The sequence below is a fragment of the Alkalispirillum mobile genome, from assembly GCF_003664325.1.
GTDB classification, from domain to species: Bacteria; Pseudomonadota; Gammaproteobacteria; order Nitrococcales; family Halorhodospiraceae; genus Alkalilimnicola; species Alkalilimnicola mobilis.
Window position 1 is genome coordinate 95,547 of record NZ_RCDA01000004.1, and the last position, 19,505, is coordinate 115,051.

A 19,505-nucleotide genomic window follows, 5' to 3' on the forward strand; every position below is an offset into this window, starting at 1 on the left:
AGCCCGGGAGGTGGTCATGGCCAAGCGATCCAACACCAAGGACCAGCGCATGCGCGAGCGACTCATCCAGGAGGCCGCCCGCATCATGGCCGAGGAGGGGGTTCGTGACCACTTCCAGGCCAAGCGCAAGGCCGCCGAACGCCTGGGTGCCCCGGACACCCGCAACCTGCCCAGCAACCGCGAGGTACAGTCGGCGCTGGTGGAATACCAGCGGCTGTTCCTCGGCGAGGAGCAGGGGGCCTGGCTGCGGTCGCTGCGCGAGGCGGCGGTGCAGGCCATGGGGTTCTTCGAGCCCTTTCGACCCCGCCTGGTGGGCCCGGTGCTGAGCGGCACGGCGGATCAGGGCTGTGATGTGCATCTGCACGTCTTTGCCGAGACCCCGGAGGAGATCACGCTCTTCCTGATGGAGCGGGGTGTTCCTCACGAGACGAGCGAGCGTCGGCTGCGCTTCGGTCGGGACCAGTGGGAGGCCCTGCCGGTGATCCGTTTCGTGGCCGGCGAGCATGTGGTGGACCTGACCGTCTTTAGCCCCAAGGGGCTACGCGAGGCGCCGCGGAGTCAGGTGGATGGTCGGCCGATGGCGCGGGCCGCGGTGGCCGAGGTGGAAGCCCTGCTGGCCGCCGATGAGGCGGGGGCGGCGGAGGCGTTTCCGCCCTGACCGGTCACCGGGGGTTGTGGCAGCCCCTGCCGGACAAAGAAAACCCCGGGCGGCCATTGGCCGTCCGGGGTTTTTTAAGGCCTGATCGGGTGACGATCAGCCGCGCTGGTCCACCGGCGTATAGTCGCGCTTGGCGGCACCGGTGTAGAGCTGGCGCGGACGCCCGATGCGCTGCTCGGGGTCGTTGACCATCTCCATCCACTGCGCCAGCCAGCCCGGGGTGCGCCCGAGGGCGAACAGCACCGTGAAGAACTCGGTGGGGATGCCCAGGGCCCGGTAGATGATGCCGGAGTAGAAGTCGACGTTCGGGTAGAGCTTGCGCTCCACGAAGTAGTCGTCCTGCAGGGCGATATCCTCCAGCTCCATGGCCAGCTCCAGCTGCGGGTCCTTGCCCACGCCCAGCTCCTCCAGTACCTCGTGGCAGGTCTTGCGGATGATGGTGGCGCGCGGATCGAAGTTCTTGTAGACCCGGTGGCCAAAGCCCATCAGGCGGAAGGGGTCGTTCTTGTCCTTCGCCTTTTCAATGAATTTCGGCACGTTGGAAACGTCGCCGATCTCGTTGAGCATGTTCAGCACCGCCTCGTTGGCACCCCCGTGGGCCGGTCCCCACAGCGCGGCACAGCCGGCGGCGATGGCGGCGAAGGGGTTGGTGCCGGTGGAGCCCGCCAGGCGCACCGTGGAGGTGGAGGCGTTCTGCTCGTGATCGGCGTGCAGGATCAACAGCTGGTCCAGCGCCCGCTCCGCCACCGGGTTCACCTCGTACTTCTCGGTGGGGCGGGAGAACAGCATGTTCAGCAGGTTGCCCGAGTAGGACAGGTCGTTCCGCGGGTAGACGAAGGGCTCGCCCACCAGGTGCTTGTAGGCCGCGGCCGCGATGGTCGGCATCTTGGCGATGACCCGGTGCGCGGTGAGTTCGCGGTTGTTCGGGTCGTTGATGTCCAGCTCGCCGTGGTAGAAGGCGGACAGTGACCCGACCACGCCGGTGAGCATCGCCATGGGGTGGGCGTTGTAGTGAAAGCCGTCGAAGAAGTCCTTCAGGCTCTCATTGAGCATGGTGTGGTTGGTCACCGAGCTGACGAACTGGTCCAGTTCGGCCTTGTTCGGCAGTTCCCCGTGCAGCAGCAGGTAGGAAACCTCCAGGAAAGAGCTTTTCTCGGCCAGCTGCTCGATGGGGTAGCCGCGGTAGAGCAGCACGCCGTTATCACCATCGATGTAGGTGACACGGCTCTTGCAGCTTGCGGTGGAGGTGAAGCCTGCATCGTAGGTGAAGTAGCCCAATTCGCCGAAGACACTTTTAATGTCGACGACTTCGGGGCCATGGGTGCCTTGGTAGACCGGCAGCTCCACGGACTTGCCGGTGCTGTTGTCGGTCAGGGTGACGGTCTTCTCGGACATGGAACGCTCTCCTAGACAGCTCTCGAAATACCGTGATGCCGGCCGGCGCCCGCGGGCGCGTCGCGATGCCCCCCTCAGGGCACCGGCGTATGTCTACCGGTCACGGTCCGGGAGTTACTGAAAGGGCGTTGAGATAACGCCCGTGTCATCAGCAATCCGTTCCTCTGGGGCCCATACCCCGACGCGGATGGGCCCCTCGCCCGCCTCCATGGTGCGTGGTGTCGGGCGACTCCGGGGGGCAGGCGCTGGCCTGCTACTGACAGGTGGCCAGGGTGCTGGCGTTCCTGCAGAGGACCCCGGTGATTTATTTGCGGTGGTTAACCGCTTGTTATAATACGTATCTCGCCGTTTTGCAGTGAGATACAAAAAAGCGCCCGGGGTGCAGGCGCTTTTCAGGGGAGAGGGGTAGAAACGCCCTCGCCCCTCAGTTGCCGGTGCTGATGCCGAACTTCTTCTGGAACTGATCCACCCGGCCACCGGAGCTCAGCGCACGCTGCTTGCCGGTGTAGAAGGGGTGGCTCTTGCTGGAGACCTCTACCTTGAACAGCGGGTACTCCTTGCCGTCCTCCCACTGGATGGTCTCGTTGGTACGGACCGTGGAGCGGGTCAGGAATGCAAAATCGGAGGAGATGTCCTGAAACACAACCTCACGGTATTTGGGATGAATGCCTTGCTTCATGGTTGCCACCTGATTCGCGGGACCGGGCGCTATTGTCCCGGAAATGGCTGAACTCGAAAGGGCGGTATCATAATGCCCGCCCGCTTCCTAGACAAGTCCTGCGAGAGTATGACTAATATAGGGGTCGCCCGCCAGGTCTCTGGTCCGCCGTCCGCCCCGCAGCCAGCAGGAGCCAACGCAGTGTCTGACCCACAGGCGCCAAGCCCCATGGATCCGGGTTTCCCCTTGCCGGAGCGCGCCTGCCGGGCTGACGGTCAGTCGCGCCTGGTCGGCTTCGAACTGGAGTTTGCCGGGCTTTCGCCGGACGGCGCCGCGGATGCGATCCAGGAGGTGTTCGGCGGCGAGGTCCGGAGGGAGAGCCGCTTCGTAAACCGGGTCTGCGATACCGCCTGGGGCGAGTTCAAGGTAGAAGTGGACGCCCGGGTGCTCAAGGAGCGCAGCTACCGGAGCCTGCTCACCCAGATGGGTTTCAACCTCGAGCCCGAGACCCTGGACAACCTGGACGAGCAGGTCTTGCGGTTGGCGAGCACCGTGGTGCCGGTAGAGGTGGTTACCCCGCCGGTGCCCGTCACCGAGGCCGGGCAGATCGAATCGCTGCGCGAAGCCCTGCGCCGACGGCTCGCCCAGGGGACCCGGGCCGGCCTCATGTACGCCTTCGGCCTGCACCTCAACCCCGAACTGCCCGACCTGGAGGTGGATACCCTCCGCAGCACCCTGCAGGCCTATCTGCTGCTGCTGCCCTGGCTGAAGTGGCGCGATGACACCGATGCCGTGCGTCGCCTCACCCCCTTCATACAGGACTTCCCGGCCGAGTACGTGCGCCAGGTGCTGCGGCCGGGTTATCGGCCGGACCAGCATGCGTTCATCCGGGACTTCCTCGCCTGGAACACCACCCGCAACCGCAGCCTGGACCTGCTGCCCCTGCTCACCCACCTGGACCGGGACCAGGTCCGCAGGGCCTTGCCGGATGACCCGTTGACCCAGGCGCGGCCAACCTGGCACTACCGGCTGCCCAACTGCCTGGTGGACGACCCCGACTGGCGCATCGCCCGCCCCTGGGTCGACTGGCTGATGGTGGAGCGCCTGGCCGGAAACGGGTCGCTGCTGGAGCAACTGATCAGCGACTGGCTTGCCCGGGGTTTCAGCCTCACCGATCAGCGCTGGATCCAGCACGTGGACCGATGCCTCGCCCGCAGCGGCCGCTGATCGGGGTCACCGGCCCCGACCGGGGTGGCGCCGCGGCCTGGTTGATGGCCGCCCTGGCGGTGCGGCTGGCCGGGGGGCGGCCCTGGCGGGTCTCACCGCGGCGTCCTGAGCCGCCCCGCCCCCTGGACGGTCTGATCCTGGGCGGTGGGGCGGATGTGGACCCGGGGCTTTACGGCGAGGAGCGGGTGGAGCCCGGGGAGATGCGCCGCGGGCCCACGGCCTGGTGGCGGTTCCTGCTCTCCTGGCTGTTGCTGCCGGTGATCTACGTGCTGCGCTGGCTGCTCAGCATCAGCCCCGGCCCCCGGGGCGACTACGCTCGTGATGCCCTGGAATGGCGCCTGCTGGCCGATGCCCTCGCCCGGGACATCCCTGTCCTGGGCATCTGCCGCGGCGCGCAGTTGCTCAACGTGTACATGGGGGGCTCGCTCCACCAGGACCTGAGCAGCTTTTACGAGGAGAGTCCCCAGGTGCACAGCATCTGGCCGTACAAGCGGGTGACAGTCAGCCGCGGTTCCGGGTTGTACCGGTGGCTGGGGCCGGAGGCACGGATCAACTCCCTGCACCGCCAGGCCATTAATGAACTGGGCGATGGCCTGGCCGCCGTGGCCTGGGAGCGGGCCGGCGTGGTGCAGGCGGTGGAGGGGCAGCGGGGCGCCCTGCTACTGGGCGTGCAGTGGCACCCCGAGTACCTACCCCAGCGCCGGGAGCAGCGGGCGCTGTTCCGCGCCCTGGTGCGGGCCGCTGTAGCAGCGCGCAAAAATAACGGCGATTGAACAGCGGCGGGTCCCGGTGGGCATGCCCCGGTGCCCGTGGTAACCCTCGCGTTCAGTTACCTGAGAGCATCGGCCGCAGAAAACGCCCGGTATGCGAGGCTTCTACCCGGGCGATGGCCTCCGGCGTGCCGGTGGCCACGATGCGCCCGCCGCCGTCGCCGCCCTCCGGGCCCAGATCGATGACATGATCGGCCGTCTTGATGACGTCCAGGTTGTGCTCGATGACCACCACCGTGTTGCCGTGCTCTACCAGACGCTGAAGCACCCCCAGCAGTTGCGCGATGTCGTGGAAGTGCAGCCCGGTGGTGGGTTCGTCCAATATGTAGAGTGTCTTGCCGGTGTCCCGCCGGGCCAGTTCCCGGGCCAGTTTCACCCGCTGGGCCTCGCCGCCGGAGAGGGTGGTGGCGCTCTGGCCCAGGTGGATGTAGCCCAGGCCCACGTCCATCAGGGTCTGCAGCCGGCGGCGGATGCCGGGGATGGCGTCAAAGAGGTCCAGCGCCTCCTCCACGGTCAGCTCCAGCACCCGGGCGATATCCAGCCCCTTGTAGCGGATCTCCAGGGTCTCCCGGTTGTAGCGCCGGCCCTTGCAGACGTCACAGGGCACGTGCAGGTCGGGCAGGAAGTGCATCTCCACCCGGATCACCCCGTCCCCCTGGCAGGCCTCGCAGCGCCCGCCTTTCACGTTGAAGGAGAAGCGCCCCGGTCCGTAGCCCCGGGAGCGGGCCTCCGGGGTGCCGGCGAACAGCTCCCGCAGCGGCGTGAACAGCCCGGTATACGTGGCCGGGTTGGAGCGGGGGGTGCGGCCGATGGGGGCCTGGTCGATTTCGATGACCTTGTCGAACAGTTTCAGGTGGTCCATGCCCCGGCAGGGGGCCGGGGCGGCGCTGGCGCCGTTCAGCTCCCGGGCGGCGTAACGGTAGAGGGTGTCATTGATGAGGGTGGACTTGCCGGAGCCGGACACCCCGGTGACTGCCACGAACAGCCCGGCGGGGATGCCCACGTCCACGTTTTTCAGGTTGTGCCCGGTGGCCCCCCGCAGCCAGGCCACCCGGTCGGCCTGCACCGGGCGGCGCTCGGCGGGCACCGGGATCTCGCGCCGCCCGGCCAGGTAGTCGCCGGTGAGCGAGTCCGGGTGGTCGGTGACCTGCTGCGGGGTGCCCTCGGCGATCACCCGGCCACCGTGCACGCCGGCGCCGGGGCCCATGTCCACCACGTGGTCGGCGGCGCGGATGGCGTCCTCGTCGTGTTCCACCACGATCACGGTGTTGCCCAGGTCGCGCAGCCGCACCAGGGTGTTGAGCAGCCGCTCGTTGTCCCGCTGGTGCAGGCCGATGGAGGGCTCGTCGAGCACATACATCACGCCCGTCAACCCGGCGCCGATCTGGCTGGCCAGGCGGATGCGCTGGGCCTCGCCGCCGGAGAGGGTGTCGGCGGCCCGGTCCAGGCTCAGGTAGTCGAGCCCCACATTGACCAGGAAGCTCAGCCGGGTGGTGATCTCGCGCAGGATGCGGCCAGCGATCTCGCCCCGGGCGCCCTCCAGTTTCAGCGCCTCGAAGTGGCCCAGGCAGCGGCCCACCGGCAGGCGGGCCACCTCCGGCAGGGTCAGCGGCCCGACGAAGACGTGCCGGGCGGTGCGGTTGAGGCGGGTGCCGTCGCAGGTCGGGCAGGTCTGCACCGCCTGGTAGCGCGCCAGCTCCTCGCGCACCGCCGTCGAGTCGGTCTCCCGGTAGCGCCGGCTCATGTTGGGGATGACCCCCTCGAAGGGGTGGGTCTTGCGGGTCTCGCCCCGGGGGCCGGGGTAGCGGAACTCGATCGCCTCGTCGCCGGAGCCGTAGAGCAGGGTGTCGCGGATGCCACCGGGCAGGTCCTGCCAGGGGGTCTCCGGGTCGAAGTCGAAGTGCCGGGCCAGGGACTGGATCATGGCGTGGTACCAGGCGTTGCGCCGGTCCCAGCCCCGTATGGCGCCGCCGGTCAGTGGCAGTTCGGGGTGGATCACCACCCGCGCTGGGTCAAAGAAGGTACGCACCCCCAGCCCGTCACAGTCGGGGCAGGCCCCGCGCGGGTTGTTGAAGGAGAAGATGCGCGGCTCCAGCTCGCTGATGGCGTAGCCGCATTGCGGGCAGGCGTAGCGGGCCGAGAAGACCAGCGGCTCCCGCGCCGGGTCGTCCATCCAGGCGGCGCGCAGCAGGCCGTCGGAGAGGGCCAGCGCTGTCTCCACCGAGTCGGCCAGCCGGGTGGCCAGGTCGGGCCTTACCCGGAAGCGGTCCACCACCGCCTCGATGGTGTGCCGCCGCTTCGGGTCCAGCGCGGGCACGCTGTCGATGTCGTACACCTCGCCGTCCACCCGCAGGCGCACGTAGCCCTGGGTGCGCAAGGTGTCGATCACGTCCCGGTGTTCGCCCTTGCGGCCGTCCACCACCGGGGCGAGCAGCATGATCTTCTCCCCCTCCGGCAGCGCGAGTACCTGGTCGACGATCTGCGAGACGGTCTGGGCGTTCAGCTCGATGTCGTGCTCGGGGCAGTGGGGGCGGCCGGCCCGGGCGTAGAGCAGGCGCAGGTAGTCGTGGATCTCGGTGACCGTGCCCACGGTGGAACGGGGGTTGTGGGAGGTGGACTTCTGCTCGATGGAGATGGCGGGCGACAGCCCCTCGATGTGGTCCACGTCTGGCTTCTCCATCATGGAGAGGAACTGCCGGGCGTAGGCGGAGAGCGACTCCACGTAGCGGCGCTGGCCCTCGGCGTAGAGGGTGTCGAAGGCGAGCGACGACTTGCCCGAGCCGGACAGGCCGGTGATCACCACCAGCCGGTTGCGGGGCAGGGACAGGTTGATGTCCTGCAGGTTGTGGGTGCGGGCCCCCTCGATGCGGATGTGATCCATGACACTCCCGGATTGGATGGTCGAACGGCCGCCATCGGGATTCGTGGCGAACCTGCTAGTATATCGCGCCTGTTCGCCGTGAATGGAACGCATGCCCGTGTCCGACCCGACCGCCGCCAAGACACCGCTCAACGCCACCGAACGCCGCGCCGCCGCCGGCCTGGCCGGGGTGTTCGGTCTGCGCATGTTCGGCCTGTTCCTGATCCTGCCGGTGTTCGCCCTGTATGCCCCGGCACTGGAGGGGGCCACGCCGCTGCTTATCGGCCTGGCCCTGGGGATCTACGGCCTCACCCAAGCGGTGCTGCAGATCCCCATGGGCATGGTCTCGGACCGCTGGGGCCGCAAGCCGGTGATCGCCGCCGGGCTGGTGGTATTTGCCGTGGGCAGCGTGGTGGCGGCCACCGCCGACGGCATCTGGGGGGTGATCATCGGTCGGGCCCTGCAGGGCGGCGGCGCGATCGCGGCGGCGGTCATGGCCCTGGCTGCGGACGTGACCCGCGAGACCCACCGGGGGCGGGCCTTCGCCGTTATCGGCATGAGCGTCGGGCTGGCCTTCCTGCTGGCGCTGATGATCGCGCCCCCGCTTACCGCGCTGGGCGGCCTGCAGGGACTCTTCTGGCTCACCGCCGGGGCCTCGCTGGTGGGGCTGGTCATCGTCGCCCGCATGCCCCGGCCGGCGCGACCGGCCCAGTCGGCGGTCTCCGGCAGCCTGCGGCGCAGTTTTACCGACCCGGACCTGATGCGCCTCAACGTGGGCATCTTCGTACTGCACGCGGCACTCACCGGCATCTTCGTGGCCCTGCCGCTGCTCATCCAGGCCCGATTCGGCCTGGAGGCGGCCCAGCACTGGCGCGTCTGGGTGCCGCTGCTGATTACCTCGGTGGCGGGGATGCTGCCGCTGCTGATCCTGGCCGAGCGGCGCCGGATCATGCACCGGCTCATTCCGGCCGCCGCGACCGCCATGGCCCTGGGCCTGATGGGGCTGGGTCTGCTGGCCGAGGCCCCGGTGGCGTTCTGGCTGTTCGCCCTCTGGCTCTACTTCGTCAGTTTCAACCTGCTGGAGGCGGCGATGCCCTCGCTGGTCTCCCGCTTTGCCCCCGGTGAAGCGCGCGGCGCGGCCATGGGGGTCTACGCCTCGGCGCAGTTCCTGGGGGCCTTCGCCGGCGGGTTGATCGGCGGGGCGTTGGCCGGGGGCTTTGGGGCGGCCGGGGTCATGCTGGGGTGCGCCATCATGGTGAGCCTGTGGGCATTGCTGGCGCGCGGTCAGCGTGCGCCGGTGCCGGTCGGTGACCCACAAGCATCTGAGGGCTCGGGTTGAATGACCGAATAGGTGTGCGGTTGGGCGGGCCCCCGGGTTTCACGCCCGGGTCAAAAACGGTAGATTGTCTCCCCAGCCTGGGGCCGGATCGGCCCGCCTTAAGCAACAGGAAGCCAGGGGCCGTCACCACGGGCACTACAGGGACGTAAACCATCCGGCACCCCGCCGGCCACCACCTTCAGGAGCAAGCAGTCATGGCAAGAGGCGTCAACAAAGTCATCCTCATCGGTAACCTGGGCGTGGACCCGGAAGTGCGCTACACCGCCAACGGCAGCGCGGTCACCAATGTGCGCCTGGCCACCACCGACTCCTGGCGCGATCGCCAGACCGGCGAGCAGCAGGAGCGCACCGAGTGGCACCGTATCGTCTTCTTCGGCAAGCTCGCCGAGATCGCCGGTGAGTACCTGCGTAAGGGCTCCAAGGTCTACATCGAGGGGCGGTTGCAGACCCGCAAGTGGCAGGGTCAGGACGGCCAGGACCGTTACACCACAGAGATCGTGGCCAACGACATGCAGATGCTGGACAGCCGTGGCGGCGCTGGCGACATGGGTGGCCCGGGAGGCGGCGGCCAGTCGCGCGGCCGGCCCATGGATGACCGTGGTGGGCGGCAACAGGACAGCATGGGCGATGATGCCGGCGCGTTTGAGGACGACATCCCGTTCTGAGAAGCACCGTGCTCTCCCTCATGGTATAGCGACAGAGACCAGTGGCTCCGTGATGCGGAGCCGGCTGTTCCCCCACAGGAGGGGCCCGTCATTCCGGCGGGCCCCTCCTGCGTTTCAGGCCCGCCCCCAATCTCCGTGTGCCGTGCCGGGCCCACCCCGCCGCACATGTGTCATTCCCGCACACGGTTCTGATCAGCGGCACAGCTTCGTAAGTTATTGATTTTACGGATTTGCATCAGTTGGCACGCCCCCTGCAATCTCCAGGTTGAAGCCGAGAGGGCCTCAGCGAAGGCCAAAGGCTTTGAAGCCAAGACGTTTTCTTCGCAAGTAAATCGCAGGAGGAGCTCATGACTCTGAAGTCCAAACTCCGCTACATGCTGTTGACCTTCATCGCGGCTATGGTGCTGGGCGTTGGTGGCGCTCACGCCGGGGCGTTCGACTCCGACGACGACGCCATGGACGACCAGGAGACCGCCGATGAGTGGGCGGACTTCGAGGAAGAGACCGATGATGAATGGGGTGAGCCGGACGACGATGAGGACGACGGCTGGTAATTGCCACACCCCAGGCTGATGGCGAGAGCCGGGTCCCGTGCAGCGGGGCCCGGTTTTTTTCGGTAGGGTGTGCGTATACGCTGCCAAGCTTGCACTCTCCGGGCGAACCCACCATGACCACTGCCGCCACGACAACCCCTTACCGCCCTGGTAGCGGCGCAGCCAGTCGCCTGCCCACCCTGGATGTGCTACGCGGGGTGGCCGTGCTGGGCATCCTGCTGATGAATATCCAGTCCTTCGGACTGATTTCCAGCAAATATGCCAACCCCAAGGCCCTGGGCGATCCCCCGCCCCTGGACTGGCTTGTCTGGCTGATCAGTCACCTGGTGGCGGACGAGAAGTTCATCTCCATGCTCACCATCCTGTTCGGGGCCGGACTGTTATTGATGGCGCAGCGCAGTCGCGCACCGGCCGCCGAATTCGAGGCGGTCTTCCGGCGGCGGATGTACTGGTTGTTCCTGTTCGGGTTGGCCCATGGGCTGTTGGTGTGGCCGGGGGATATCCTTGCGGCCTACGCGGTGTGCGGGCTGATTGTCATGCACTTCCGCCATTTGAGCGTGGCCCGTTGGCTGCTGGCCAGCGTGGTGCTGTTCGCGGCGGTCATGCTGCTCTGGGCTCTGATCAGCGCGGTGCTGATGTTCCTGTTGCCCACCGACACCCTGGATTCCCTGGCCGCGCGCTACTGGACACCCAGCGCCTCTGCAGTGGCCTCGGAGGTGGACCGGCTGACCCACGACTGGGTGAGCGCCTTCGGTGAGCGGCTGATCAACGCGGTCGGGGCGCAGGTCTGGATGCTCGGCACGGACCGGCTCTGGCGAATGACTGCCATGATGTTCCTGGGGATGGCGCTGTTGCAGTTGGGTTTCCTGTCCGGGCGCTGGTCCATGCGGGCCTATGCCTGGGTGGCAGCACTGGGGCTCGGGATGGGCGTACCGGTGGTATTGCTCGGGGTCTGGTTCAACGAGGCGGTGGATTGGGATTTCGCCTATTCGCTGTTCCTGGGGCGAATCTTCAACCACTGGGGCAGTGTGGCGATCTGCCTGGCCTGGCTGGCCATCGGGATCATGCTGGTGAAAAGCGGTGCCTTGCAGCGCACGCTGCGCGCCCTGCAGGCGGTAGGGAGCATGGCGCTGACCAACTACCTGGGCCAGTCGCTGATCTGTGGCGCCATCTTTTATGGTTTCGGGCTCGGGCTATTCTCCCAGCTGAGTCACGTCGAGCTCCTGGGCTTGGTGGTGGCGATCTGGGCCTTTCAGATCGTTTTTTCCCTGCTCTGGCAACGTTACCTGGGGCGGGGGCCCTTCGAGCGGGTCTGGCGGCACGTCTCCCGACCCCGGTGATGCCCCGTCGCGTGCCCGGCACGGGTGGTTCAGGCGTTGAACACCACCCGGCCCAGGCCGCTGAGGTCGTAGCCGTGCATCTCCTCGGCATGGGCCTGTAGTCGCGGGTTGGCCGCGAACCGCATCAGGGCCTGTACGGCGGGCTCGAAATAGCTGCGCCGGCGCATGGCCAGATCGAAACACTCCCAGTGCAGCGGGATGAACGTCAGGTCGTGGCGGCGGGCGGCGGCTTCCACCGCCAGGCCGGCATCCGCCTCCCCCTGATGCACCGAGAGGGCCAGGTCGTCCTCGGTGAGGGCCGGGTGGGGGGTGAGGTTGAGTCGGGCGCGGTCCAGCCCCTCGCGCTGCAGCAGCCAGCGGAACAGGGTGTCCGCGCCGGCCTCCGGCTGCCGGTGGGCAACGCGCAGGTCCGGGCGAGCCAGGTCGGCGATCCCCTGGATGCCCCGGGGGTTTGCGGGCGCCACCAGAAGGCCCTGCCGCCGCCTTGCCCAGCGCAGGATGACCAGGTCGCGCATTCCGCCCAGCCCCAGCCTGCCGGGCACGTTGTAGCCCCCGCTTTCCGGGTCCAGGATGTGCATCCCCGCCACCATGGCATCGCCCTCCAGCAGCCGCCGGGTACCGTCGCCGCTGCCCTGGCAGAGGGTGGCCAGGCCGGCGCCGGACTCGCGCAGGGCCCAGTCCAGCAGGGGATCCTGGCTGCCCGCCACGATCGGCGGCACCGCCCGGGTGCTGCGCTGATCCCCCTCCAGGTGGTTCATGATCCACAGGTCAATTACCTCCCTCGGGAAGAGCAGTTTGCCGGTCACCTTGGTGCAGGGGATCAGGCCCTGACTCACCAGGTCGTAGACCTTGCGCGGTTTCAGGCGCAGGTAGGCGGCTACTTCGGAGGTGGTGAGATAGTAGTGAGGGGTGGGGGCGTCGTTTAGTTGCATAAAGTTGTTCTAATTTCTTCACGCCCAGCAGTCAAGTCATTTCACCGCGACAATGTGCCTATATTCCTGGGGGTGAGAATAGGGTATGCAAGAAAACGCCTTCGCGGCCGCCTTCGAACTGATCATCGGGATGGACCCGGTGCTGCTCGGCATCGTCAGCCTGTCGCTGCAGGTCTCGCTGACGGCCGTGCTGGTGGCCAGCGTGGTCGCCCTGCCTCTGGGTGCGGTGGTGGCGCTTTGGCGGTTTCCGGGACGCGGTTTCATTGTCGTAGTGCTCAACGCTTTCATGGGGCTGCCCCCGGTGGTGGCGGGGCTCATGGTCTATCTGATGCTCTCCCGGGCGGGGCCACTGGGGCAGTTCGGGCTGCTGTTTACCCCCACGGCGATGGTGATCGCCCAGGTGGTGCTGGTGCTGCCCATCATTGCCGCCCTCTCCCGCCAGGTCATCGAGGATCTGTGGCAGGAGTACGGCGAGCAGTTGGGTTCCCTGGGGGTCTCCAGGGCCAGGGCCATCCCCACGCTGCTGTGGGATGCCCGCTTCAGCCTGATCACCGTGGTACTGGCCGGTTTCGGGCGGGCCAGTGCCGAAGTGGGGGCGGTGCTGATCGTCGGCGGCAACATCGACGGAGTGACCCGGGTGATGACCACTGCCATCGCATTGGAGACCAACCGCGGCAACCTGGCTCTGGCACTGGGCCTGGGCATTATCCTTTTGACCCTGGTGGCCATCGTCAACGGCGTGGCCTTTCTGGTCAGTGAAGTGGCCAAGCGACGGGAGGCCTGAGCATGCTGCAGACGGTGTCGGAACCGAAGAGCGCGTCCACGGTGGCCCCCGATTCGGGGGATTCGACCCTGCTGCCGCTGGAGCTGAAGGGGGTCGGCTTTCGGCACCGCGGGCAGCAGCTGCTGCAGGGGATCGATCTGCGGATCGGCGGCCGCGGCAAGACCATCGTCATGGGGCCGAACGGGGCGGGGAAGAGCCTGCTGCTGCGCATCTGTCATGGGTTGCTGGCGCCTACGGAAGGTGAGCGCGTCTGGTGCGGGCCCCGGGGGCACCGGGCGGAGGACCGGCGCCGGCGCCAGGCCATGGTCTTTCAGCGGCCGGTGATGCTCCGGCGCTCGGCACTGGCCAACGTCACCTACGCGCTGGCGGTACAGGGCTATCCGCGGCGTAAGCGGCGGGAGCGGGCAACGGCGGCCCTGACCCGGTTCGGGTTGGCGTCACTGGCCCAGCGGCCGGCGCGGGTGCTCTCCGGTGGCGAGCAGCAGCGGCTGGCCCTGGCCCGGGCCTGGGCCCTGGCCCCGGAGGTGCTGTTCCTGGATGAACCCACCGCCGCCCTGGACCCGGCCGCCATCAAGGCGGTAGAGGAGGCAGTGGCCGGCTTCGACCGCATGGGCACGCGCATCGTCATGACCACCCACGACCTTGGCCAGGCCCGGCGGCTGGCGGATGAGGTGGTCTTTGTCTGCCGGGGGCGGATTCTGGAAAAAACGCCGGCCGAAGAGTTTTTTGACACACCCCGGAGCCGGGAGGCGCAGGCCTTCACACGGGGCGAACTGGTCTGGTAACCGCCATCGGGCACTGCCCCGGCGCTCCGGTTACAGGCCAAAAAAACTGAGTGAAACGGAAGCGAGGAGAAGCGGCATGTCTACAATAAAACGTTTGATGGCAGCAGGGCTGGTGGTAGTGGCGCTGTCCGGTGGTGCCAAGGCGTCGGAGTACATCACGGTGGCGTCGACCACCTCCACGGAACAGTCGGGACTGTTCGAGCACATCATTCCCAAGTTCAAAGATGAGACCGGTATAGACGTCCGGGTGGTTGCCGTGGGCACCGGGCAGGCCTTCGCCATCGCCCGGCGCGGTGATTCCGACGGCCTGCTGGTTCACGACACCGCCGGCGAGGAGGCCTTTGTAGAGGACGGCTACGCCACGGAGCGCCGCGACGTGATGTACAACGATTTCGTCATCATCGGCCCGGCGGACGATCCGGCCGATATCCGTAACGCCGGCGATATCGCCGATGCCATGCAGCGGATCGCCAACGCCGAGGCCCCCTTCACCTCACGGGGCGACGACAGCGGCACCCACCGGGCAGAGCAGCGCCTCTGGGAGCTGGCAAGTGTCGAGCCTGCCAGGGGCTGGTACCGGGAGCTGGGCAGCGGCATGGGCCCCACTCTGAACACCGCCGCCGGGATGGATGCCTACGTGATGTCCGATCGCGCCACCTGGATCGCCTTCGACAACCGCCAGGATCTGGAGATCCTCTTCGAGGGCGATGAGGCCCTGTTCAACCAGTACGGCACCCTGCTGCTCAGCGAGGAGCGCCACCCGCACCTGAAGCATGAGCAGGCCCGGCAGTGGCACGAGTGGCTGCTGTCCGAGTCCGGCCAGGAGGCCATCGCCAGCTACGAGTTGCGGGGCGAGCAGTTGTTCTTCCCCAACGCGGAGTGATTCCCACCGGGGTGGTGGCTCGGTGGGGTACCCGGCTAGCCGGGTGTCGATGCCGCCGCCCCACAACTGAAGCCCCCTTTTGAAGTCCACGCCGCGTGGGAGGGGGGTGTTTGTGCCAGAACCGAGGCTAACCGAGGTCAAAAAATGATGAGAAAAGCAGCCTTTGCCAGCGTTTGTGTCGCCGCCATGGCCCTGCCCGCCGCCGCCAGTGCCGCGGATATCGAAGTCTACGGTCAGGCCCATCTGGCCGCGAGCTACCTGGACAACGACGAGGACTACAGCGCCTTCAACCTGTCCAGCAACGCCAGCCGACTGGGCTTCCGCGCGGGGCATGACTTCCTGCCCAATCTGCGGGGCCTGATCCAGATCGAGGGGCAGGTGGACTTCGATAGCAACGACAGCGATTACGAGGTCAACAGCCGTGACACCTTTGCCGGGCTGACCGGTGACTGGGGCCTATTGCGCGTGGGCCGCTTCGATACGCCGATGAAGATCCTTCGTACCCGGGTGGATTTCTTCGGTAACCAACTGGGTGACGCGCGGAACGCCATCGGTGGCAATTCCCCGGGTGCCCGGTCCGGATTCGATTCCCGCTTCAAGAACGGAATCGCCTACCGCACCCCGTCCATCAATGGCTTTACCGGCGAGATCCACTATTCGCCGGAAACGGACTCGGGTTCCAACGCGGCGGATAGCAACGATAACGACGCATGGAGCGCATCGGTGACCTTCCGGCAAGGCGATCTTTACGCCGCCGCGGCCTACGAGCGCTGGAGTTTTGCAGAAGATGAGTTCGAAGATGGCGATGGGAACACCCAGCAGTTCGAGTACGACAGCCGCGAGGCCTTCCGCCTGGCCGCCTACTACGACCTGGGCCCGGTTCGCCTCGCCGGCCTCTATCAGCAGGCCCAGGATCCGGATGATGACGCCTATGGTTTCGGTGTTCGCTGGAGCCTGGACAGCCAATGGGCACTCAAGGCGCAGTACTACGCCCTGGATGCGGATGACTCGGATTACGATACGAACCTGATCGCCCTCGGCGTTGATTACCAGGTGGTGCCGGAGCTGCGGCTCTACCTGAACTACGCCCGCATCAGCAACGATGACGAACAGGGCCGTGAGCCTTGGACCACCGCCAGCACCCTCAGTGGAACCGGTGAAGTCGGGCACGACCCTCAGGGCGTCGCTCTGGGCATGATCTACAACTTTTAGGGCACTGCGGAGGTGGGACCATGGGCAATAAATGGTTTGTCTCATTGGTATGCGGGGCCGTCATGACCACGGCCCTGTCCAGTGCCCACGCCAGCGAGCCGGTCGCATTGTATGCGGCCGGCAGCCTCCGCGCGGCGCTGAATGACGTGGCCGATGCCTATACGGCCCAGTATGGTGTGGAGGTGGAACGCACCTTCGCCCCGTCCGGACTGCTCCGTGAGCGTATCGAAGGGGGTGAGGCCCCTGACGTTTTCGCGTCCGCCAACATGGCTCACCCGGAGCGCCTCGCCGCGGCCGGGCAGGGCGGCCCGGTAGTGCGTTTTGCGCGTAACCGCCTGTGTGGACTGGCACAGGCCGGGCTCGACGTGGACCGGGAGCGCTTCCTCGAGGTGCTGCTCGACGATGACGTCCGGGTCGGTACATCCACGCCGAAGGCGGACCCCAGCGGTGATTACGCCTGGGAACTGTTCGAGCGTGCAGAGGATGCACGGCCGGGCAGCTACGAGCAGCTGGACGGCAAGGCGCTGCAGTTGACTGGCGGGCCTGACTCCGAGCCCGCCCCGGACGGCCGTAACCTCTACGCCTGGGTGATGACCGAGGATCGGGCGGATATCTTCCTGACCTACTGCACCAATGCGGTGCTGGCGCGGGAGGACACCGGAAGCCTTCAGATCATTCAGGTGCCGGACGCGCTCGGTGTGGGCGCGGACTACGGTCTGACTGTGCTGTCGCCGGGACGTGCGGATGCAACCCGCCTGGCCCTGTTCATGCTGTCCGCGGAGGGCCAGTCGATTCTGGCAGGCTACGGATTCGACACCAGTGAGAATCCGGCGACTGAAGAGTGAGGTGATTGACATGCAGATCAGTGCACGCAACAACTGGCCGGCCGTGGTGGAGCATGTGGAGAAGGGGCCTGTCTCTGCGGAGATCCTTTTGCGGTTGGATACCGGAGACCCGGCGGTGGCCATTATCACCACCGGGTCGGCCAATGGCCTGCGGCTGCAACAGGGTGCCCGGGTTCGCGCCCTGGTCAAGGCCTCCAACGTGGTGATTCTTGCAGGTGATGGTTCCGGGGTGGGTACCAGCGCCCGTAATCGTCTGCCCGGCGAGGTGGCCGCCGTGGACCATGGCACTGTGCAGTCCATCGTTACCCTGAAGACGGCGGTAGGCACCGAGATTGCCGCGAGTATCACCAAGGCCTCTGCAGAGGGGCTGAAGTTGACCGCAGGTTCCCCGGCAGCCGCGCTGATCAAGGCGAGCGATGTCCTTCTGATGGTGGAATGACCACGGGGCGGGCCAGGGGGCTGCCACCTGTCCGCCGGATGTGCGGCCGCTTTCAGCCTCTGGGCAGTGTCACCCTCAGCGGGTAGCCGTTGCGTTGCCACTTGCCCGTGACCGCTGCCCGTTCGATGGGCACGTCATAAATCCGCGACAGGGTTTCCGCGGTTGAGCATGGTGTATCCCTCATGAGGTGGCCGCAGCCGCCAAGTCGGTGGCCGCCACGTCCAGCCGTAACCCCAGAGCGGCCAGCGCTTCCCGGGTGGTCGGGTCACCGAGCAGCCGGAGAAAGCGTTGGACGCCGGGGCGTTGCAGCCGGCTCTCGGGCACCACGAAGTCGTAGCATTCCTCCTGCACCGGCAGGAAGGCCAGGTCGTACTTCCAGGCGACCACGTCGATGGCCATCCCCCAGTCGGCCCGGCCGTTGGCCACGGCGGCAGCCACGGCGTTGTGCGACCGGGCCTGCATGCCGAAGCCGGCGGGCTGGTTGTCGCCGAGCAACTGGTTGATCAGCACCCGGGTCCCGCTGCCCGGGTTGCGGTTTATCATCAGGCAGTCGCGGTCGGCGCAGGCACGGCGCACCAGGCTGTCGGCGTCCAAGCCCTGGAAGCGGGGGTCATCCTTGCGGTAGACCAGCCCCTGCATGCGCCGGTAGCCGGGAATCAGGACCGTGCCCGGGCTGATGAAGGGCCGGTTGTACGCTCCTGTCCCGGCATCCATCAGGTGGACGCCGGCCAGGTCGCACTCCCCTCGGCGGGTCGCCACCAGCCCCCCGGTGCTGCCCACGTGCATGGCCTTCACTTGCAGCCCCTCGGCGCTGAGCTGGGCCAGCAGGGTGTCCAGGCCGACGCAGTGGCTGCCCACCGCGATCAGGTCGGCGGCCCGGGTGGTCTCGCCGATCAGGCGCACGTTCACCGGGCTATCGGCGGGCAGCGACTGGGTAAGGGCATCGATGGTGATGAAGCCATCTGCCTTGCTGAAGGCGGTCACCGCCCCGGAACCCTTGCCCATGGGGTAGGCGGCCAGCCCGTCCGGCCCCTCGCTGAGCCCTACGAGGAGAAACTCCGTACGGCCCAGTTCCGAAGGCGTCTGCAGCGGCAGCCGCGCCTCCGCCGTTCGCACGCGCTCGGGGGGCAGCCCGGCCCACCGCCGGATGACGGGGGCAATAAACTCGTGAAAGGTGAAGATGGCCGAGGTGGGGAAGCCGGGCAGGATTACCACCGGTTTGCCATCGCAGACGGCGATGCAGATCGGTTTCCCGGGTTTAAGGGCCACACCGTGTGCAATGATGCCCGGCGCCCCCAGGCGCTCGATGACCTGGTGGGACAGATCGCCGGCGCCCTTTGAGGTGCCCCCGGAGAGCAGAACCATGTCGCAATCGGGCAGCGCGCTTCGCAATTGGTGTTCCAGGGCGGTCTCGTCATCCGGACAGATCCCCAGCGGGATCACCGCCCCGCCCAGTTCTCGGATGGCGGCGCTGACGATAGCGCTGTTTGAGTCGTGTACCTGTCCGGGGCCGGCTCGCTGGCCGGGAGCCACCAACTCATCCCCGGTCGAGAGCACCGCCACCCGTGGGTTGCGGACCACGGTCACGCGGTCGTGACCCAGTGCGGCCAGTATGCCGATCTCCCGCGAGCCGAGGGTTTGCCCGCGAAAGAGGATGGTTTCGCCGCGCGCGATGTCCGAGCCGGCGAACGTGAGAAAGCGGCCGGGAGCGAGGGTGCGGTAGGCCTTGACCATGTCACCCTCACGCTCGCTGTCCTCCACCATCAGCACGGCGTCGGCCCCGCGGGGGAGCATGCCGCCGGTGGCGATGATGGTCGCCGTGCCTGCGGTGACCGGGTGCTGCGGCGCCCGACCCGGGGTGAGCAGTTCGTCGTTCAGGCTCAGGGTTGCGGGCTGGCCCGCATCGGCACCGGCCAGGTCCGCCGCGCGCACGGCGAAGCCGTCCACGTTGGCGCGGTCGAAGCCGGGTACGTCGATATCGGCCACCAGGTCCTCGGCCAGCACCCGGCCCAGGGCATCAACCAGTGGCACGGACTCCGCCGGCAGGGCCTGCATGGTGAGGTGCTCGCGCAGACGCCGGTGCGCCTCTTCCAGGCTAATGGTCTGCAGGTGCTGGGTCTGATGGCCGGCCTGTTTGGACGGGGGTACCTCGGTCATGG

At 67.3% G+C, this 19,505-nt stretch carries 18 protein-coding genes; 13 read left to right on the plus strand and 5 right to left on the minus strand.

Annotated features, from left to right (window positions below; all coding sequences use genetic code 11):
* Positions 1-16 precede the first annotated feature (16 nt).
* On the plus strand, positions 17-658 hold the full coding sequence (locus DFR31_RS11685) for a hypothetical protein (RefSeq protein ID WP_121442872.1): 642 nt from the start codon (positions 17-19) through the stop codon (positions 656-658).
* A 96-nt stretch (positions 659-754) separates the two neighbouring features.
* On the opposite strand, the gene DFR31_RS11690 is transcribed toward DFR31_RS11685, so the two are convergent.
* On the minus strand, positions 755-2,053 hold the full coding sequence (locus DFR31_RS11690) for a citrate synthase (protein ID WP_121442873.1): 1,299 nt from the start codon (positions 2,051-2,053) through the stop codon (positions 755-757).
* Between the two features lie 424 nt (positions 2,054-2,477).
* Entirely contained in the window at positions 2,478-2,732 is a 255-nt protein-coding gene (locus DFR31_RS11695) for a type B 50S ribosomal protein L31 (protein WP_121442874.1), read from the minus strand.
* 180 nt (positions 2,733-2,912) lie between these two features.
* On the opposite strand from DFR31_RS11695, the gene DFR31_RS11700 reads away from it, so the two are divergent.
* Together DFR31_RS11700 and DFR31_RS11705 are read left to right on the plus strand one after the other, a co-directional pair.
* Complete coding sequence (locus tag DFR31_RS11700; RefSeq protein ID WP_170153685.1) at positions 2,913-3,938, plus strand: amidoligase family protein; 1,026 nt, start codon at positions 2,913-2,915, stop codon at positions 3,936-3,938.
* Positions 3,914-4,711, plus strand: coding sequence for a gamma-glutamyl-gamma-aminobutyrate hydrolase family protein (locus tag DFR31_RS11705; protein ID WP_121442876.1), 798 nt, complete (start codon positions 3,914-3,916; stop codon positions 4,709-4,711). The genes DFR31_RS11700 and DFR31_RS11705 overlap by 25 nt, the downstream gene beginning before the upstream one ends.
* Before the next feature lie 52 nt (positions 4,712-4,763).
* On the opposite strand, the gene uvrA is transcribed toward DFR31_RS11705, so the two are convergent.
* Positions 4,764-7,589 carry an excinuclease ABC subunit UvrA gene (uvrA, locus tag DFR31_RS11710; protein ID WP_121442877.1) on the minus strand — a complete coding sequence of 942 codons (2,826 nt, stop codon included), beginning with the start codon at positions 7,587-7,589 and terminating at the stop codon, positions 4,764-4,766.
* Between the two features lie 91 nt (positions 7,590-7,680).
* Here uvrA and DFR31_RS11715 point away from each other — a divergent pair, with 91 nt between their 5' ends.
* The 4 genes from DFR31_RS11715 (at position 7,681) to DFR31_RS11730 (ending at position 11,466) form a co-directional block, all read left to right on the plus strand.
* Positions 7,681-8,907, plus strand: coding sequence for an MFS transporter (locus DFR31_RS11715; protein WP_245971181.1), 1,227 nt, complete (start codon positions 7,681-7,683; stop codon positions 8,905-8,907).
* Positions 8,908-9,101: 194 nt separating this feature from the next.
* A complete protein-coding gene (gene ssb / locus DFR31_RS11720) occupies positions 9,102-9,572 on the plus strand; it encodes a single-stranded DNA-binding protein (protein ID WP_121442878.1) in 471 nt (156 codons plus the stop codon).
* Positions 9,573-9,919: 347 nt separating this feature from the next.
* The gene (locus DFR31_RS11725; RefSeq protein WP_121442879.1) at positions 9,920-10,126 is read left to right on the plus strand and encodes a hypothetical protein; all 207 of its coding nucleotides are present in this window, start codon (positions 9,920-9,922) and stop codon (positions 10,124-10,126) included.
* A 113-nt stretch (positions 10,127-10,239) separates the two neighbouring features.
* The gene (locus tag DFR31_RS11730; RefSeq protein WP_121442880.1) at positions 10,240-11,466 is read left to right on the plus strand and encodes a DUF418 domain-containing protein; all 1,227 of its coding nucleotides are present in this window, start codon (positions 10,240-10,242) and stop codon (positions 11,464-11,466) included.
* A 29-nt stretch (positions 11,467-11,495) separates the two neighbouring features.
* Here DFR31_RS11730 and DFR31_RS11735 read toward each other — a convergent pair whose 3' ends face one another.
* Positions 11,496-12,398, minus strand: coding sequence for a helix-turn-helix transcriptional regulator (locus DFR31_RS11735; protein ID WP_121442881.1), 903 nt, complete (start codon positions 12,396-12,398; stop codon positions 11,496-11,498).
* 85 nt (positions 12,399-12,483) lie between these two features.
* Between DFR31_RS11735 and DFR31_RS11740 the strand changes: the two genes are divergently transcribed.
* From DFR31_RS11740 to DFR31_RS11765, 6 genes are all read left to right on the plus strand, one after another.
* Positions 12,484-13,182 carry an ABC transporter permease gene (locus DFR31_RS11740; RefSeq protein ID WP_121442882.1) on the plus strand — a complete coding sequence of 233 codons (699 nt, stop codon included), beginning with the start codon at positions 12,484-12,486 and terminating at the stop codon, positions 13,180-13,182.
* Between the two features lie 2 nt (positions 13,183-13,184).
* Complete coding sequence (locus DFR31_RS11745) at positions 13,185-13,967, plus strand: ATP-binding cassette domain-containing protein (protein WP_121442883.1); 783 nt, start codon at positions 13,185-13,187, stop codon at positions 13,965-13,967.
* 76 nt (positions 13,968-14,043) lie between these two features.
* On the plus strand, positions 14,044-14,850 hold the full coding sequence (locus DFR31_RS11750; RefSeq protein ID WP_121442884.1) for an ABC transporter substrate-binding protein: 807 nt from the start codon (positions 14,044-14,046) through the stop codon (positions 14,848-14,850).
* Between the two features lie 144 nt (positions 14,851-14,994).
* Complete coding sequence (locus DFR31_RS11755) at positions 14,995-16,062, plus strand: porin (protein ID WP_121442885.1); 1,068 nt, start codon at positions 14,995-14,997, stop codon at positions 16,060-16,062.
* Between the two features lie 20 nt (positions 16,063-16,082).
* Entirely contained in the window at positions 16,083-16,907 is an 825-nt protein-coding gene (locus DFR31_RS11760; RefSeq protein ID WP_121442886.1) for a molybdate ABC transporter substrate-binding protein, read from the plus strand.
* 10 nt (positions 16,908-16,917) lie between these two features.
* The gene (locus tag DFR31_RS11765) at positions 16,918-17,346 is read left to right on the plus strand and encodes a TOBE domain-containing protein (protein WP_170153686.1); all 429 of its coding nucleotides are present in this window, start codon (positions 16,918-16,920) and stop codon (positions 17,344-17,346) included.
* A gap of 180 nt (positions 17,347-17,526) precedes the next feature.
* On the opposite strand, the gene DFR31_RS11770 is transcribed toward DFR31_RS11765, so the two are convergent.
* Positions 17,527-19,503 (minus strand): molybdopterin biosynthesis protein, encoded by a 1,977-nt coding sequence (locus DFR31_RS11770; RefSeq protein WP_121442888.1) that lies wholly within the window; start codon positions 19,501-19,503, stop codon positions 17,527-17,529.
* Between the last annotated feature and the right edge of the window lie 2 nt (positions 19,504-19,505).

What these genes read in the sequence shown, in the direction of transcription:
- DFR31_RS11685 (WP_121442872.1), top strand. Translation starts at nt 17, where the DNA reads ATGGCCAAGCGATCCAACACCAAGGACCAGCGCATGCGCGAGCGACTC.
- DFR31_RS11690 (WP_121442873.1), bottom strand. Translation starts at nt 2,053, where the DNA reads ATGTCCGAGAAGACCGTCACCCTGACCGACAACAGCACCGGCAAGTCC.
- DFR31_RS11695 (WP_121442874.1), bottom strand. Translation starts at nt 2,732, where the DNA reads ATGAAGCAAGGCATTCATCCCAAATACCGTGAGGTTGTGTTTCAGGAC.
- DFR31_RS11705 (WP_121442876.1), top strand. Translation starts at nt 3,914, where the DNA reads ATGCCTCGCCCGCAGCGGCCGCTGATCGGGGTCACCGGCCCCGACCGG.
- uvrA (WP_121442877.1), bottom strand. Translation starts at nt 7,589, where the DNA reads ATGGATCACATCCGCATCGAGGGGGCCCGCACCCACAACCTGCAGGAC.
- DFR31_RS11715 (WP_245971181.1), top strand. Translation starts at nt 7,681, where the DNA reads ATGCCCGTGTCCGACCCGACCGCCGCCAAGACACCGCTCAACGCCACC.
- ssb (WP_121442878.1), top strand. Translation starts at nt 9,102, where the DNA reads ATGGCAAGAGGCGTCAACAAAGTCATCCTCATCGGTAACCTGGGCGTG.
- DFR31_RS11725 (WP_121442879.1), top strand. Translation starts at nt 9,920, where the DNA reads ATGACTCTGAAGTCCAAACTCCGCTACATGCTGTTGACCTTCATCGCG.
- DFR31_RS11730 (WP_121442880.1), top strand. Translation starts at nt 10,240, where the DNA reads ATGACCACTGCCGCCACGACAACCCCTTACCGCCCTGGTAGCGGCGCA.
- DFR31_RS11735 (WP_121442881.1), bottom strand. Translation starts at nt 12,398, where the DNA reads ATGCAACTAAACGACGCCCCCACCCCTCACTACTATCTCACCACCTCC.
- DFR31_RS11740 (WP_121442882.1), top strand. Translation starts at nt 12,484, where the DNA reads ATGCAAGAAAACGCCTTCGCGGCCGCCTTCGAACTGATCATCGGGATG.
- DFR31_RS11745 (WP_121442883.1), top strand. Translation starts at nt 13,185, where the DNA reads ATGCTGCAGACGGTGTCGGAACCGAAGAGCGCGTCCACGGTGGCCCCC.
- DFR31_RS11750 (WP_121442884.1), top strand. Translation starts at nt 14,044, where the DNA reads ATGTCTACAATAAAACGTTTGATGGCAGCAGGGCTGGTGGTAGTGGCG.
- DFR31_RS11755 (WP_121442885.1), top strand. Translation starts at nt 14,995, where the DNA reads ATGATGAGAAAAGCAGCCTTTGCCAGCGTTTGTGTCGCCGCCATGGCC.
- DFR31_RS11760 (WP_121442886.1), top strand. Translation starts at nt 16,083, where the DNA reads ATGGGCAATAAATGGTTTGTCTCATTGGTATGCGGGGCCGTCATGACC.
- DFR31_RS11765 (WP_170153686.1), top strand. Translation starts at nt 16,918, where the DNA reads ATGCAGATCAGTGCACGCAACAACTGGCCGGCCGTGGTGGAGCATGTG.
- DFR31_RS11770 (WP_121442888.1), bottom strand. Translation starts at nt 19,503, where the DNA reads ATGACCGAGGTACCCCCGTCCAAACAGGCCGGCCATCAGACCCAGCAC.